This window comes from Peribacillus sp. NPDC097225 (genome assembly GCF_044761955.1).
Lineage (GTDB): Bacteria > Bacillota > Bacilli > Bacillales > DSM-1321 > Peribacillus.
This window is the reverse complement of record NZ_JBIWDJ010000001.1, coordinates 230650-245739: the sequence shown is the minus strand read 5'-3', so window position 1 is coordinate 245739 and position 15090 is coordinate 230650. Positions and strand designations below refer to the sequence as shown.

At 39.9% G+C, this 15090-nt stretch carries 16 protein-coding genes; 15 read left to right on the top strand and 1 reads right to left on the bottom strand.

The window, feature by feature from the left end; all coding sequences use genetic code 11:
* Nucleotides 1-32: 32 nt before the first annotated feature.
* From ACIQXH_RS01185 to fni, 13 genes are all read left to right on the top strand, one after another.
* Nucleotides 33-608, top strand: a complete 576-nt coding sequence (locus ACIQXH_RS01185; protein ID WP_402869218.1) for a genetic competence negative regulator — start codon at nt 33-35, stop codon at nt 606-608.
* A 265-nt stretch (nt 609-873) separates the two neighbouring features.
* Nucleotides 874-2151, top strand: a complete 1278-nt coding sequence (locus ACIQXH_RS01180; RefSeq protein WP_402869216.1) for a Glu/Leu/Phe/Val family dehydrogenase — start codon at nt 874-876, stop codon at nt 2149-2151.
* Nucleotides 2152-2304: 153 nt separating this feature from the next.
* Nucleotides 2305-3273: a YpdA family putative bacillithiol disulfide reductase gene (locus ACIQXH_RS01175; protein WP_402869214.1), complete on the top strand. Its 969-nt coding sequence runs from the start codon at nt 2305-2307 to the stop codon at nt 3271-3273.
* An 18-nt stretch (nt 3274-3291) separates the two neighbouring features.
* Nucleotides 3292-4257, top strand: coding sequence for an asparaginase (locus tag ACIQXH_RS01170; protein WP_402869211.1), 966 nt, complete (start codon nt 3292-3294; stop codon nt 4255-4257).
* A gap of 86 nt (nt 4258-4343) precedes the next feature.
* A complete protein-coding gene (gene prsW, locus ACIQXH_RS01165; protein ID WP_402869209.1) occupies nt 4344-5030 on the top strand; it encodes a glutamic-type intramembrane protease PrsW in 687 nt (228 codons plus the stop codon).
* Between the two features lie 121 nt (nt 5031-5151).
* On the top strand, nt 5152-6006 hold the full coding sequence (gene sleB, locus ACIQXH_RS01160) for a spore cortex-lytic enzyme (protein ID WP_402869207.1): 855 nt from the start codon (nt 5152-5154) through the stop codon (nt 6004-6006).
* Between the two features lie 14 nt (nt 6007-6020).
* Nucleotides 6021-7376: a germination protein YpeB gene (ypeB, locus tag ACIQXH_RS01155; RefSeq protein ID WP_402869205.1), complete on the top strand. Its 1356-nt coding sequence runs from the start codon at nt 6021-6023 to the stop codon at nt 7374-7376.
* A 187-nt stretch (nt 7377-7563) separates the two neighbouring features.
* A complete protein-coding gene (locus ACIQXH_RS01150; RefSeq protein ID WP_402869203.1) occupies nt 7564-8223 on the top strand; it encodes a flagellar brake protein in 660 nt (219 codons plus the stop codon).
* 68 nt (nt 8224-8291) lie between these two features.
* A complete protein-coding gene (locus tag ACIQXH_RS01145) occupies nt 8292-8477 on the top strand; it encodes a YpfB family protein (protein WP_402869200.1) in 186 nt (61 codons plus the stop codon).
* A 193-nt stretch (nt 8478-8670) separates the two neighbouring features.
* A complete protein-coding gene (gene cmk, locus ACIQXH_RS01140) occupies nt 8671-9345 on the top strand; it encodes a (d)CMP kinase (RefSeq protein WP_402869198.1) in 675 nt (224 codons plus the stop codon).
* A 2-nt stretch (nt 9346-9347) separates the two neighbouring features.
* On the top strand, nt 9348-9929 hold the full coding sequence (locus ACIQXH_RS01135; protein ID WP_402869196.1) for a lysophospholipid acyltransferase family protein: 582 nt from the start codon (nt 9348-9350) through the stop codon (nt 9927-9929).
* Between the two features lie 208 nt (nt 9930-10137).
* Entirely contained in the window at nt 10138-11274 is a 1137-nt protein-coding gene (gene rpsA / locus ACIQXH_RS01130) for a 30S ribosomal protein S1 (RefSeq protein ID WP_402869194.1), read from the top strand.
* Nucleotides 11275-11294: 20 nt separating this feature from the next.
* Entirely contained in the window at nt 11295-12341 is a 1047-nt protein-coding gene (gene fni, locus ACIQXH_RS01125; RefSeq protein ID WP_402869192.1) for a type 2 isopentenyl-diphosphate Delta-isomerase, read from the top strand.
* A 59-nt stretch (nt 12342-12400) separates the two neighbouring features.
* On the opposite strand, the gene ACIQXH_RS01120 is transcribed toward fni, so the two are convergent.
* Complete coding sequence (locus ACIQXH_RS01120; protein WP_402869190.1) at nt 12401-12532, bottom strand: YpzI family protein; 132 nt, start codon at nt 12530-12532, stop codon at nt 12401-12403.
* A gap of 115 nt (nt 12533-12647) precedes the next feature.
* Between ACIQXH_RS01120 and ACIQXH_RS20430 the strand changes: the two genes are divergently transcribed.
* Both ACIQXH_RS20430 and der read left to right on the top strand, forming a co-directional pair.
* The gene (locus ACIQXH_RS20430) at nt 12648-13268 is read left to right on the top strand and encodes a YphA family membrane protein (protein WP_427650631.1); all 621 of its coding nucleotides are present in this window, start codon (nt 12648-12650) and stop codon (nt 13266-13268) included.
* 500 nt (nt 13269-13768) lie between these two features.
* On the top strand, nt 13769-15079 hold the full coding sequence (der, locus tag ACIQXH_RS01110) for a ribosome biogenesis GTPase Der (RefSeq protein WP_402869186.1): 1311 nt from the start codon (nt 13769-13771) through the stop codon (nt 15077-15079).
* Nucleotides 15080-15090 lie beyond the last annotated feature (11 nt).

Sequence of the window (15090 nt, the reverse complement as noted above, 5' to 3'; positions counted from 1 at the left end):
GTATGAAGATGGAAACCAGGGGGCATTTTTTTATGAAACTGGAACGATTAACGAACAATAAGATTAAGATTTTTTTGACCCTCGATGATTTAATTGATAGAGGCATCACAAAAGAAGACATCTTAGGGAATTCCTTGAAAGTGCACAAATTGTTTCAAGATATGGTGGAAGAAGCTTGTGAAGAGCTCAGTTTTAAAATGAGTGGTTCGATTGCCATTGAAATATTTTCCCTACCTGCTCAAGGGTTGATCATTATAGTAACGAAGGATGAAGAAGAATTATTTACTGAGGAAGAAGAATTTCTGGATTTGCAGGTTAAAGTTGATGAATCTCCCCATATTCTTTATGTTTTCCACGATTTTGAAGATGTAATTCAGTTGTGTCATCGTCTGACCCTCCAAGGGATGCTCAATAGTGCCCTTTATTTTTATGAAGGAAAATACTATTTATTGATTGAGGGTGTTAGGGATGCAACTTATGAAACGGTCATCTCCCTTGCAGCCGAATATGGCCATGCTTCGACGCTGACATTATCCCGCATAAATGAATACGGAACCCGCCTAATTGAAAAGGAAGCCATACATGTTTTAATCACGCATTTCATTTAGTAGAAAAGAGGAGACAGGGCAGACACTTCAAATATAGCCGAAAACGGTTTGCCTGGATAACCTCGTTCCTTTTCGGTTTAACCTCTAAGATTAGGGGAAGTATCAAGTATATAAACGTAAATGTTACCGTTTTCATTTTTTGAATATTTCTAACTTTTAAATTCCCATTTTTACTCTTTGCTTTAATATTGCGAAGGTGTATACTAGCACTGAAGAGCACTTATCACTAATAATAATGGATCTAGATTATATAGGGGGTACTATAATGGAATCGGCAAAAGGGAATAGCCATGTGAATGAGGAAGAAAAACATGACGTGCTAAAGTCTACCCAGACAGTAATACATAAAGCACTGGACAAACTGGGGTATCCTGAAGAAGTATTTGAGCTTTTAAAAGAGCCTTTACGATTATTGACGGTGAAAATGCCAATTCGTATGGATGATGGTTCCGTCAAAATTTTCACAGGATATAGGGCACAGCATAATGATTCTGTTGGTCCTACAAAAGGTGGCATTCGTTTTCATCCGAATGTGACGGAACGTGAAGTAAAAGCACTGTCCATTTGGATGAGCTTGAAATGTGGCATTGTTGATCTTCCTTATGGTGGTGGGAAGGGTGGAATTGTATGTGATCCACGTAATATGTCCTTCCGGGAATTGGAGAGACTTAGCCGGGGTTATGTCCGTGCAATCAGCCAAATCGTAGGACCCACAAAGGATATTCCTGCACCAGATGTATTTACTAATTCACAAATCATGGCGTGGATGATGGACGAATATAGCCGTATAGATGAATACAACTCGCCTGGTTTCATTACTGGTAAACCTCTTGTACTAGGTGGATCTCATGGACGTGAATCTGCAACAGCTAAAGGTGTGACCATCTGCATTAATGAAGCGGCTAAGAAACGCGGCATTGATATTAAAGGGGCACGAGTCGTCATACAAGGATTTGGGAATGCAGGTAGTTTCTTAGCGAAATTCATGCATGATGCCGGTGCTAAAGTGATCGGTATATCCGATGCCTATGGTGCACTTCATGACCCAGATGGTTTGGATATTGATTATTTACTTGACCGTCGAGACAGTTTCGGTACGGTTACAAAACTGTTCAAAACGACAATCACTAATCAAGAACTTCTAGAATTGGATTGCGATATTTTGGTTCCAGCCGCCATTGAAAACCAAATCACGGAAGAGAATGCTTCAAACATTAAAGCTTCCATCGTGGTTGAAGCAGCCAATGGCCCGACTACTATAGAAGCTACGCAAATTCTAACGGATCGTGGAATCTTATTGGTTCCTGATGTCTTGGCTTCGGCTGGGGGCGTTACCGTATCTTACTTCGAATGGGTCCAAAACAATCAGGGATATTATTGGTCTGAAGAAGAAGTTGACGAAAAGCTCGAAAAAATACTAGTGAAATCATTCAATAACATTTATGATCTTTCCCAATCCAGACGTGTTGACATGAGATTGGCAGCATATATGGTCGGTGTTAGGAAAATGGCAGAAGCATCTCGCTTCCGTGGATGGATTTAATAATTTAATGATGTATGATTAACTTGTATTGCTAGAGCGTACGAGCATTATCATTGAAAAGATATGTAAAAAATCCTATCATTTAATGATAGGATTTTTTAATAGGAGAAGAATATAACTTAATATTATTGTTGGAAAGGCAGTGCGTGTAAAATGAATGAAGAAGAAGTAATTATAATCGGTGGGGGCCCATGTGGACTGTCAGCTGCTATTGCTCTAAAAGAAGAGGGAATTCAGGCCCTTGTTATAGAAAAAGGAAACGTAGTCGATTCCATTTATCGATATCCTACCCATCAGACCTTTTTCAGTTCCAGTGAAAAGTTAGAAATAGGGGATACGGCATTCATTACCGAAAATCGGAAACCCGTGCGAAATCAGGCACTGGCCTACTATAGGGAAGTTGTCAGGAGAAAAGAATTACGGGTACATAAGTTCGAGAAGGTTGAAGAAGTGAGAAAACAGGATGACGGACGCTTTTTCGTTAAAACATCTAAAGGTAATTATACGGCGTCACGTGTCATCGTAGCTACAGGTTATTATGATCATCCTAATTATATGTGCATTCCGGGCGAAGAGCTTCCTAAAGTGTTCCATTATTTCAAGGAGGGACATCCTTACTTTAACTGTGACGTTACTGTCATTGGTGGTAAAAACTCAAGTGTGGATGCAGCACTGGAATTGGTTAAGGCCGGGGCAAGGGTTACAGTCCTTTATAGAGGATCCGAATTTTCTACAAGTATTAAACCATGGATTCTTCCTGAGTTCGAGTCATTGGTCCGTAATGGTAAAGTCGTGATGGAATTTAATGCCACTGTAGATAAGATCACTGAAGATAGTGTGGCTTATCATGTTGGTGACGTGCAAAAGGTAATTAAAAACGATTTTGTATTTGCCATGACGGGTTACCACCCCGATCATTCATTTTTAGCAGCAATGGGCATTTCGATTGATCAAGAAACAGGAAGACCTACTTATGATGAGAAGACGATGGAGACAAATGTTGAAGGCCTTTATATCGCGGGTGTCCTGGCAGCGGGAAATAATGCCAATGAAATTTTCATTGAAAATGGCAGGTTCCACGGCGGATTAATTGCTCAACATTTAGCTTCAAAGGATATGTAAATAAGGAGCTGGGTAACAATGCAGAAAATATCATTAATCACGACAGGTGGAACGATTGCAAGTAAAGAAACCACGGGCGGCATGTTATCATCAGGCGCTTTGAGTGGAAAAGAGTTGGCATCCCTTTGCGAGCTACCAAAGGAAATTGAAGTTAAACTGGTTGATCTTTTTCAAATACCGAGCATGTCCATGGATTTAAATAGAATGGATGAACTTAAACAAGCAATTCAAGAAGAATTGAAAGATCCGGATGTGGCTGGAATAGTTGTGACCCATGGTACGGATACATTAGAGGAAACGGCTTTCTTCTTGGATCTCACAATTAATGACAATCGCCCGATTGTGGTGACAGGTTCGCAACGGTCTCCGCAAGAAGTTGGAACAGATGTGTATTCCAATTTAAGAAACTCTATCTTAACTGCTGCGAGCCCTCTTCTTGAAAATGTAGGGGTAGTCGTAGTTTTTAACGAAAGGATATATTCGGCAAAGTATGTTAAGAAAGTACATGCTTCCAATTTACAAGGATTCGAATCCTATGGGTATGGGTACTTGGGGATTATTGATAACGAAGTCGTTAGCATCTATCAAAAACCATTATACAGGGAGAGTTTTGAGATTCAACGTAATATACCGAGAGTTGATATCATCAAATGCCACACCGGCGCGGATGGTATTTATATTAAGGCTTCTGTCGAACATGATGCCAAAGGAATCGTACTTGAGGGGGTTGGTAGAGGTCAAGTAACCCCGCACATGGTGCCTGCCATCCAAGATGCAATCGATAAAGGGGTTACCATCGTCATGACTACAGCTGCCGAGGAGGGGAAGGTATACCCCGCATATGACTATGTAGGTAGTGCTGCAGACTTAAAGCATAGAGGAGTGATTCTAGGCGCGGATTATGACAGTAAAAAAGCGCGTATTAAATTAGCAATCATTCTGGCGAGTGAAGCAGCTATAGACGGAAAGCACTTTAAATATTGACCAAGTAAAAAAACAGGAAGACTAATTACAGGATTTTATTTTTCTCCATTCCATGGTACGATTAAGGAAAAGAAAAGAGGTCGGCCATGCTGGTCATTTTGTCAGCGGCTATTGCGCCAGGGTTGGCGTTACTCAGCTACTTTTATTTGAAAGATCAATATGATACCGAACCCATTTCGGTGGTCATCAAAACTTTTCTATTCGGTGTATTCCTTGTTCTACCAATTATGTTTATACAATATGTGCTCGAAACGGAACACATTTTAGATACTAATCTCGCCAATGCATTTTTATGGGCAGCTTTGCTTGAAGAATTTTTTAAGTGGTTCATACTTATCTACGTCATTTATCAGCATATTGCCTTTGATGAACCATATGATGGGATCGTTTATGGGGCAGGAGTTTCCCTTGGCTTCGCAACAATGGAAAACATTTTGTACCTGCTAGCGAATGGTGTGGAGCATGCTTTCAGTAGAGCGATCCTGCCGGTATCGAGTCATGCCTTGTTCGGCGTAATCATGGGGTATTATTTGGGTAAAGCAAAATTTTCCGCTGATAATAATAGGTTGTACGTATTCCTGGCATTGATTATCCCGATTTTGTTACATGGCATCTATGATTATATTTTAATTTCCCAGAAGTTCTGGGTACATTTAATCATGCCCTTTATGGTTTACCTATGGTGGCTGGGAATGAAAAAAGTGAAAAAAGCCCGCTTATTGTCAAAGTTTCATGCAGAAAAGATTTCTCAAAATCATTATCTAAGTAAATAATATTATTTCTTATTTCGGAGTGTTGGCATAATTTGCCCACTCCGTTTTTTATTGCCTTGGAATAAAAGCGCGGGTTAAGAAGAAAATAGAATAACGTTAATTCAAGTAAAGAGGAGTGTTTTTGATGAAAGGAATTTCGTCAACGTGGAAATGGCTCTTGCTACTTTCATGCATAACGATTTGTTTCGGAATTTTCCCGGAAACAAGAACAAATGCCTTTTCGAGTCAAGTTATTCAAAGGGGCGCTGTTGGCGATGATGTAATTGAATTACAGGCACGCTTACAAAACATTGGTTATTATCAAGGGAAAATCGATGGGGCATATGGCTGGGGAACTTACTGGGCACTTCGTAATTTCCAAGAAGACTTCGGCCTGCCAATCGACGGTCTTGCAGGGTCAACGACAAAAAAGAAACTTTCAGATGCATCTAATTTCAATAAGGAATTTGTCCATGACCAGATCAATAAAGGAAATGAGTTTACCTATTACGGGGGAGTCGACATTGATAAGCAAGTAAAAGTTAAAGATAAAGAGAATGCCTCTACAAGTAAGGCGAATGACTCTACATCGGATAATAAGTCTACAGGTACCGCTACATCTGCGAACCTTCCAGGAGGATATTCACAGAATGATATCCAACTGATGGCAAATGCCGTATATGGGGAATCCAGAGGCGAACCATATACAGGGCAGGTTGCAGTGGCCGCAGTGATCCTCAATAGGGTGGAGAGCGCTTCGTTCCCAAATACCGTTTCAGGCGTGATTTTTGAGCCTCGTGCGTTCACGGCAGTTGCGGATGGGCAAATCTGGTTGACTCCGAACGAAAGGGCGAAAGAAGCGGTCTTGGATGCGATTAACGGTTGGGACCCAAGCGGTAATGCGGAATATTATTTCAATCCTGAAACAGCAACAAGCAAGTGGATTTGGTCCAGACCACAAATTAAAAAAATCGGAAAGCATATTTTCTGTAAGTAAAGAGGTGATGAATTATGGTTAGGAATATAGTAATTGTCCTGCTTGTTTTAGTCGTTGGAGGAACTGCCTTTTGGGGATACCAAGAACATAAAGAAAAAAATGCTGTATTAATTAATGCCGAAAACACGTATCAGCGGGCCTTTCATGATTTAAGCTATCAGGTGGACCTATTACATGACAAAATTGGGAGTACGCTCGCCATGAATTCACAACATTCTTTAAGTCCAGCCCTTACCGACGTTTGGCGAATCACTTCTGAGGCACAGAGTGATGTTGGGCAGCTGCCACTGACCTTACTTCCTTTTAATAAGACAGAAGAATTTTTATCGAAAATCGCAGACTTCAGTTACCGAACGGCGGTTCGTGATTTGGAAAAGCAACCGCTGAGCGATAAAGAATACGCGAATTTAAATTCTTTGTATACTCAAGCTGGAGATATTCAAGGTGAGTTAAGAAAAGTGCAATATCTTGTACTTAAAAATAATTTAAGATGGATGGATGTCGAGTTAGCGCTAGCGACGGGTAAAGAGAATAATGATAATACAATCATTGATGGGTTTAAAACGGTAGAGAAAAAAGTCGCAGGATATGGTGAAACGAATGAAATGAATCCAACATATATCTCTGCAGAGCAGAAGGACAAAAATTATCAAAATTTAAACGGGAAAGCATTGACGAAAAAAGAGGCTGTCACGGCCGCGCGAGCGTATTCAAATAATCAAAGTGAAAATGTAAAAGTAAATGTTGAAGAAAACGGAAAAGGCTCTGATTATGGATTTTATAGCATAAGTATCCTGGATAAGGAAAAGGATACCGAGGTGAATATGGATATGACCAAAAAGGGTGGTTATCCCATCTGGTATATCAATAATCGGGAGGTGCAAAAAACGAATATTGATTTAAATCAAGCTTACGGTAAAGCATCCGCTTTTCTTAAGAAACATGACTTTAGATCGCTTGAGTTGTTTGAAAGTGTGCAATATGGTCACATAGGTCTGTTTAATTTTGTCTCTTCTGTCAATGGAATAAGGGTTTACCCAGACTCGGTCAAGGTAAAAGTGGCTTTGGACGATGGATCCATCATCGGATTTTCTGCAGAAGAATATTTAAAAGCAAATAAGATTAGGGATATTGGTGACGCCACAATTACAGAAAAAGAAGCGAAAGAAAAAATTAATCCGAACGTCAAAATCATGGAGCAGGGAAAGGCATTAATTATAAATGACATAGGTGAAGAGGTACTTTGTTACGAGTTTCTTGGAACGATTAAGGAAGATACCTACCGAATTTTCATTAATGCTGACAACGGCAGGGAAGAAAAGGTAGAAAAATTGAAAAATGCAGAACCTGTTTATGAAAAGTTAATCTAATATAACATCCACACTAATATCTAAAATAAATATAGGGAAAAGTGCCTAGGTACTTTTCCTTTTTCCATTTCCATGACATAATACAAATAAACTTTTTATGGATTATGTGGAATAAATTAAGGGTTTAATTTCATTAATTCCTTCAGTGGTGATCCTTTTTAAGAATAACGAAGGACGTGTAGACACAATGTTTAAAATAGGCGATATGCTGACGCTAGAGCAAAAATACTCTTCCCAAAAGGAAAAGTTTAAATGTATGGTCGTAGAAATGGAATCTGGTTGCGTTTACGTAGACTACCCCATAAATATCGAGACGGGAAAAGTTGTATTTCTAGTGGATGGAACTCAACTGAACATTTCCTTTACGGATGAGGAACAAGCCGTTTATATTTTTGATTCCGAGGTATTGGGCAAAGTGAAAGGGCAAATCCCGATGATTCAACTAATGGTACCCGAAGTAGAGACGTTTGTGAAAATTCAGAGGAGACAGTATGTCCGTCTTGATGTAACGGTGGATATCGCATTGCATCCCATACAGTATGAGTTTTCCCCATTCCGAGCCCTGACCGAGGACATCAGTGCGGGTGGGGCTTCAATCAGGCTTTTAAAAGGGGTGGATATCGGATCTGTCTCAGAACTATATCTATGGATGGCCCTTACATTAAAGTCAGGGGAAATTCAATACTTGCGGTTGAAAAGTAAAGTGATAAGGGTGACGGAGAAGGACCATGGCAATAGGTTACTTCATATTCAATTTATAGACCCTCCAAGAAATGAGGTTCAAACATTGATGAGGTTCATTTTTGAAAAGCAAGTGGACTTGAAGAAAAAAGGTCTGTATATGTAATTGAGGTGAATGAGAAGTCGGATTTCTTTCCATACTGATTGTATTACCTAGTTTGGAAGGGACAGTTCATGAAAACAATTGAAAGGCTTTTAATTAAAGTGATAATCATCCAACTAATCTGTTTGCTTTTTTTTCAACTTCTTCTAAGTAAGGAAGATCGCATCTTTGAGCTGACAAAGCTTTCAAAGTATGAAGGGGTCAATACAAATAACTATACTAAAATTATTGAAACCTTTAATGGGACATCAAAATAAAAGCGCGGGATTCCCGCCTTTTTCTAGATGAACACGCCTTTAGCAAGGAATCTCGGATAAATACCGATAAGGTGTTTTAAACAGACGTGATTTTCAATTGACACGCCCTTTTATTAATCTTTTTCTCGCTAATTGTGATAAAATGAAGGGGTAGTAAACTATCATCATGATCGTAGGATTCTTGGGAGGATTTATGACAAAAAAATTATCAGTTGCAATCGATGGACCAGCTGCTGCTGGAAAAAGTACGGTTGCAAAAATTGTTGCAGAAAAGTTCAATTACATATATGTAGATACAGGTGCGATGTACCGGTCATTAACTTATAAAGCGTTGAATCACGGGGTTGCCCTGAATGATGAGAACGCTTTATTCAATATGTTGATTGATACCGATATATCTTTAAGACCGAGTGAAGCGGGACAATTGGTGTTTGTGGATAATGAGGATGTTACCGCTCAAATTAGAAACAATGAAGTGACTGGGTCTGTCTCAGAAGTGGCAAAGCACAGAAGCATTCGGGAAGAAATGGTTAGAAGGCAGCAAATGTTTGGTGAAAATGGCGGAGTGGTCATGGACGGCAGAGATATAGGTACCCATGTACTGCCGAATGCCGAGGTTAAGGTATTCCTAATTGCCTCTGTGGATGAAAGGGCTCAGCGAAGACATCAGGAAAATCTACTAAAAGGATTCCCTTCTGATATTGAGATCTTAAAAGAAGAAATTGCAACTAGGGACAAGCTCGACTCCGAGAGAGAAGTTTCCCCTTTGAAAAAGGCAGAGGATGCTGTCGAGATTGACACGACTTCGCTTTCCATCCAAGAAGTGGCAGAAAGTATCATGTCATTGATAGAAGAAAGGAAAAGATGACCTTGGATTTTTATACTTTTGGTAAAAACGTCGTAAAAGGCGTTTTAATGCCTGCTTATAGGGTTAAAACGTTAGGGAAGGAAAATATACCTAAAGAGGGAGGGGTGCTGATTTGTGCCAATCACATTGATAATTTGGACCCGCCCGTCGTCGGAATGACGTCTCCAAGGGATATTCACTTCATGGCGAAGGAAGAGTTGTTTCATGCACCTATATTAAAGGGTATATTACCTAGGGTAAACGCTTTTCCCGTTAAGCGGGGAAATAGCGATCGGGAATCACTTAGAAAAGGGCTGAAGCTTTTAAAAGAAGGCAAAGTACTTGGGCTATTTCCCGAAGGTACCAGAAGCAAAACGGGTGAATTGCAAGAAGGATTGGCAGGAGCCGGTTTTTTCGCATTGCGATCCGAAGCTGTGATAATTCCTTGTGCGATAATTGGACCATATAAATTATTGCGCCCTCTAAAGGTCGTTTACGGCCCACCAATTGACTTTACAGAATATCGGGAGAAAAGGATTTCAGCTGATGAAGCGACCAAGATCGTTATGGCGCATATCGGAAAATTGATTTCTGAACATAAATAATCCTTTCCGCTTGACAATTCACTGATTTTGTTAGAATTTATAAATTAGGGGTAATATTCCTTTATAGGAATAAAAAAGGTAATTTGACCTTTTTACCCTAAAAAGAGGCTGGTTTATCTTTATAAAAAGTGTATTTATCCAATCACTTTAAATAAAATATATGGCCGATGAATTTGCTGATCAGTCATGGGTTAAGGAGGAGTTAGTAATGACAGAAGATATGAATCAAGTAGAAGTGAACAATTACAATGTTGGGGATCAAGTTAAAGCAACCGTTTCAAAGGTAGAAGAAAAACAGGTCATTGTCGATGTGGAAAACAGCAAGTCCGGTGGGATCATTCCTATCAGTGAGTTGTCAAGCCTGCATGTCGAAAAAGCATCTGATGCCGTTTCAGAAGGAGACATCTTAGAGCTTGAAGTTATCAAAGTGGAAGAAGAAGCTCTTATTCTATCAAAACGTAAAATTGATGCTCTTAAAGCGTGGGATGACCTAGAAGAAAAATTTGAAAATGGAGTCGTATTTGAAGCAGAAATCAAAGATGTTGTCAAAGGCGGACTTGTTGTAGATCTAGGCGTACGTGGTTTTGTTCCAGCTTCTTTAGTAGAAGACTACTTTGTTGAGGACTTTTCTGATTACAAAAACCGAACTTTAACATTCAAGATTGTCGAACTAGAGAAGGATAAGAACCGTTTGATTCTTTCCCATCGGGCAGTTGTACAGGAGCAAAAGGAAAAGCAGAAAGCTAGTGTTCTTGATGGAATTGAAAGTGGCCAAGTGATTGAGGGAACTGTACAAAGAATAACCGATTTCGGAGCTTTTGTTGATATTGGTGGCGTAGACGGACTTGTTCATATTTCTCAACTGTCTCACCAACATGTCGATAAAGCGTCAGATGTCGTGACTGAAGGCGATAAAGTACAGGTGAAGGTTCTTTCGATTGACCGTGATAACGAGAGAATTTCTTTATCCATAAAGGACACCCTTCCTGGTCCATGGGTGGATATCGCTGATAAAGCAGCAAAAGGATCGATACAAGAAGGTGTAGTTAAACGTCTTGTTTCCTTCGGTGCCTTTGTTGAAATCTTTCCCGGAGTGGAAGGATTGGTCCATATTTCACAGATATCTCACAAACATATAGCAACACCGCAGGAAGTCCTGCAAGAGGGTCAGTCGGTCAAAGTGAAGATTTTGGACGTCAATGAAGCGGATCAACGGTTATCATTAAGCATCAAAGAACTGGAAGATCCACAATCTAATTACTCGTCGGATTATGAAATTCCAGCTGAAACAAAAGGGTTCCAGCTTGGTGAAATGATTGGCGATCAATTAAAAAAACTAAAATAAGATAATAATTGGAGAGAGCCTTGGAGAGAGCACAACGAAAATTAGACCATATAAACATTGCATTGAAAACAGGCCAGCAACGTAAATCCGGGTTTGAAGATGTTTCGTTTGTTCACCAAAGCTTACCTGGGATTTCATTGGATAATGTGGATATTACGGTGGAAATTGGCGGACTTACATTAAGTTCGCCAATTTTCATAAATGCCATGACCGGCGGCGGTGGACTGGAAACTGAAAAAATCAATAGGGAACTGGCCATTGCTGCCAGGGAAACTGGAATGGCAATGGCAGTCGGTTCACAAATGGGAGCCATTAAAGATCCAAGTCAGGAAGCTTCATATAAAGTGGTAAGACAAGAGAATCCTAATGGAATCCTCATTGGAAATCTTGGTGGTGAAGCCACTGTTGAACAAGCAAAGCGAGCGAGCGATATGATTGAGGCTGATGCATTCCAGATTCATATCAATGCCATTCAAGAGTTGACCATGCCTGAAGGAGATAGGGATTTTGCAGGTATACTGTCTAGGATAGAAGAAATCAATAAAAATTTAGGAGTTCCACTCATAATAAAAGAAGTAGGGTTTGGCATGAGTAAGGAAACCGTAGAGCAATTGCATTCTGTTGGAGTTTCCATAATAGATGTGGGCGGTTTCGGTGGAACGAATTTTGCTAGGATTGAAAATGAAAGACGCTCCAAAATACTCGGATATTTTAATGAATGGGGTATTCCCACTGCTGCTTCCATAGTAGAAGCGGTAAATGTTTCACCCGCATTGTCAGTCGTGGGTTCAGGCGGTATTCAGAATCCTTTAGAGATTGCCAAAAGCTTAGCTTTAGGAGCAAGAGGAATAGGGATAGCTGGCCATTTCTTGAAGGTGCACAAAGAAAGCGGTTTAGAGCAGCTAATTAGGGAAATAAATTACATACATGACGATTTTAAGATTATTATGACGGCACTTGGTGCTATTAATATTTCCGAGCTTAGAAAGGCAAAGGTCGTGATCTCCGGTGATACCTATCACTGGTTGACTCAAAGAGGGATAGACTGCACTTCCTATGCAAAATGACAATAAAAGAAGCACCATCTATTGTTATCATGACAATAGAGGTGCTCTTTTTTTAGTGGTCAATGGTTTCTATTTCTTGCATCTTCAGGACTTTCCAGCTTGGTTGCCCCTTTTTTATCGAGGGACTGGTCCCGATCCGATTCCAAACGTTTGCTTTCCCTTAATTTCTTTTCTTGGCGGTCTTTGCCCACGAGATTACACCTCCTTTATTGTCAGGCATGCATTTAGTAACTTATCAAAAAAATCGCCATGTTTATTCTTACCATAAATAACCCATAATGTTTCTTAAAAAGGGGAGAAGCTATTATGGATGGAATATTTTTTTATTGGGTTTCATGGATAGTGTGGGTATGTGTCATGTTTTTTATTCCTAAAACCGTTGCCTATCGATTCGATTTCCTTTTCCATCTGTTAGCTATCATGGTCCTTGTGGGATATACCCTTGAGGTATCCTCCTTTACTATGCATATTAGTGGGCTATATCTTTTTCTTATTCTGTGTGTATACATAAGAAAGCGATCTCCCTTGAAAACAATAGAGCTTGTTATAGGAAGTTTGATTGTCACTCTGGCCTATGCAAGTTTTCAGTTGTTCTCTTTACTAGATCCCATTTGGCTATTTATCAAGGCGCCCTATCTTCTTTGCATTTTCCTGAATTATTTGATTCTCTTACTGTTTAAAGACTGGAAATCGCGCATGTCGGTACTGTTGTTAGGAATGACGCTGGGCGATCTTGTGTATTCAGGCCTCCTTCATTTCCATTCGATGACTTACGTGGCGCTATCTTATGCATGGCATGATAATGTAGTCATGGTATTGACGACCAATGCTCTTTGGCGATTGCTCGAGGTCTTATGTGGATATATTTTTGCATCATCACAAGCAAGGGTATTGTCGGAGGAAAGGAAGGAGAACTTTACCCAATAGATAGGATGAAAATTTGTTTAATATAATACTTTTCATAAGGAGTTTTTGCGGGGAATATTGTAGGAGAATGGGCTTTTATGCATACAATCATTGTTGATTAGTGAGAAATTTGGTACTATAGGATAGTTAGAGGTCTGTAGATAAATCGTAAAGTGCTCTAATTATATTAAATGGAAGCTGTTGCCGAAGGTGTTTTTTGGCTGTCTTCATTTTTTCGTGGCTGTTTTTAATCATGTTTAGCAAGCAGCGGATTTGCCATATGTTCTCTTAGGAACAAGGGGATAGGCGGACTCATGCCTGTATATACTTGATACGTTTAACTTGCCAACAGTATAGGTATTTTCTTGTACTGATGGAAGTTTCCTTTATATGATGATCCATACAGCCTTTTCCTTAAAAAGGAATTAATGAAAATCACAGTGCAGATGAAATATTAAAAGAATGCATTCATGAATTTCGTGACTTTGACAGAGATATAGTAGCAGAAAGGGTGAATAGCAATGCCAAAACCGGTAATTGCGATAGTTGGTCGGCCAAACGTTGGTAAATCAACAATCTTTAATAGAATAGTGGGAGAACGTGTTTCAATCGTTGAGGACGTTCCAGGAGTAACAAGAGACAGGATTTATAGTTCAGGTGAATGGTTAACTCATGACTTTAATATCATTGATACAGGTGGAATCGACATCGGTGATGAGCCATTCCTGGAACAAATTCGTTCGCAGGCTGAAATCGCCATTGATGAAGCAGATGTTATCATCTTCATGACGAATGGACGTGAAGGTGTAACTCCAGCAGATGAAGAGGTTGCTAAAATCCTCTATAGATCGAAAAAGCCAGTCGTTCTTGCTGTCAATAAAGTGGACAACCCAGAAATGAGAGATCAAATTTATGATTTCTATGCTCTAGGTTTTGGCGATCCATTCCCAATTTCAGGTTCACATGGACTGGGGCTTGGTGATCTGTTGGATGAAGCCGCTAAACATTTCCCTAAATACGGTGGCCAGGATTATGCTGACGACGTAATCAAATTCAGTCTGATTGGACGCCCAAATGTCGGTAAATCATCCCTAGTGAATGCTTTATTGGGGGAAGAACGTGTTATCGTAAGTGATATCGAAGGTACGACACGTGATGCAATTGATTCACCGTACAAATTCAATGGCAAAGAGTATGTCATCATTGATACGGCAGGTATGAGGAAAAAAGGGAAAGTGTATGAAAGCACAGAGAAATATAGTGTTCTTCGTGCTTTAAGAGCAATTGAACGCTCTGATGTTGTTCTGGTCGTTCTGAATGCGGAGGAAGGCATCCGCGAACAGGACAAGAAAATTGCTGGATATGCTGATGAAGCGGGTAGAGCGGTTATCATCGTGGTCAATAAATGGGATGCCATCGAGAAAGACGAAAAGACGATGAAGGAATTTGAAGAAAAAATCCGGGATAATTTCCAATTCCTTGATTACGCTCCGATTATTTATCTATCTGCCCTAACTAAGAAACGCACGCATACATTGTTGCCGGTCATTGATCGAGCTAGCGAAAACCATGCTATACGCGTTCAAACAAATATCCTGAATGAAGTGGTTATGGATGCAGTGGCCATGAATCCAACACCTACACATAATGGTAACCGTTTGAAAATTTACTATGCGACACAAGTGGCAATCAAGCCGCCTACTTTCGTTGTATTCGTTAATGATCCAGAGTTAATGCATTTCTCATATGAGAGATTTTTAGAAAATCGTATTCGGGATGCCTTTGGATTCGAAGGAACGCCGATACGGATTTTTGGACGCCAAAGAAAATAGAAAGGCGGTAT

Excerpts from the sequence above, each read along its gene's own strand:
- prsW (WP_402869209.1), top strand. The coding sequence starts at position 4,344 with ATGCTGGTCATTTTGTCAGCGGCTATTGCGCCAGGGTTGGCGTTACTC.
- der (WP_402869186.1), top strand. The coding sequence starts at position 13,769 with ATGCCAAAACCGGTAATTGCGATAGTTGGTCGGCCAAACGTTGGTAAA.
- ACIQXH_RS01185 (WP_402869218.1), top strand. The coding sequence starts at position 33 with ATGAAACTGGAACGATTAACGAACAATAAGATTAAGATTTTTTTGACC.
- ACIQXH_RS01145 (WP_402869200.1), top strand. The coding sequence starts at position 8,292 with ATGAAAACAATTGAAAGGCTTTTAATTAAAGTGATAATCATCCAACTA.
- ACIQXH_RS01180 (WP_402869216.1), top strand. The coding sequence starts at position 874 with ATGGAATCGGCAAAAGGGAATAGCCATGTGAATGAGGAAGAAAAACAT.
- ACIQXH_RS01150 (WP_402869203.1), top strand. The coding sequence starts at position 7,564 with ATGTTTAAAATAGGCGATATGCTGACGCTAGAGCAAAAATACTCTTCC.
- ACIQXH_RS01170 (WP_402869211.1), top strand. The coding sequence starts at position 3,292 with ATGCAGAAAATATCATTAATCACGACAGGTGGAACGATTGCAAGTAAA.
- cmk (WP_402869198.1), top strand. The coding sequence starts at position 8,671 with ATGACAAAAAAATTATCAGTTGCAATCGATGGACCAGCTGCTGCTGGA.
- ACIQXH_RS20430 (WP_427650631.1), top strand. The coding sequence starts at position 12,648 with ATGGATGGAATATTTTTTTATTGGGTTTCATGGATAGTGTGGGTATGT.
- ypeB (WP_402869205.1), top strand. The coding sequence starts at position 6,021 with ATGGTTAGGAATATAGTAATTGTCCTGCTTGTTTTAGTCGTTGGAGGA.
- ACIQXH_RS01175 (WP_402869214.1), top strand. The coding sequence starts at position 2,305 with ATGAATGAAGAAGAAGTAATTATAATCGGTGGGGGCCCATGTGGACTG.
- rpsA (WP_402869194.1), top strand. The coding sequence starts at position 10,138 with ATGACAGAAGATATGAATCAAGTAGAAGTGAACAATTACAATGTTGGG.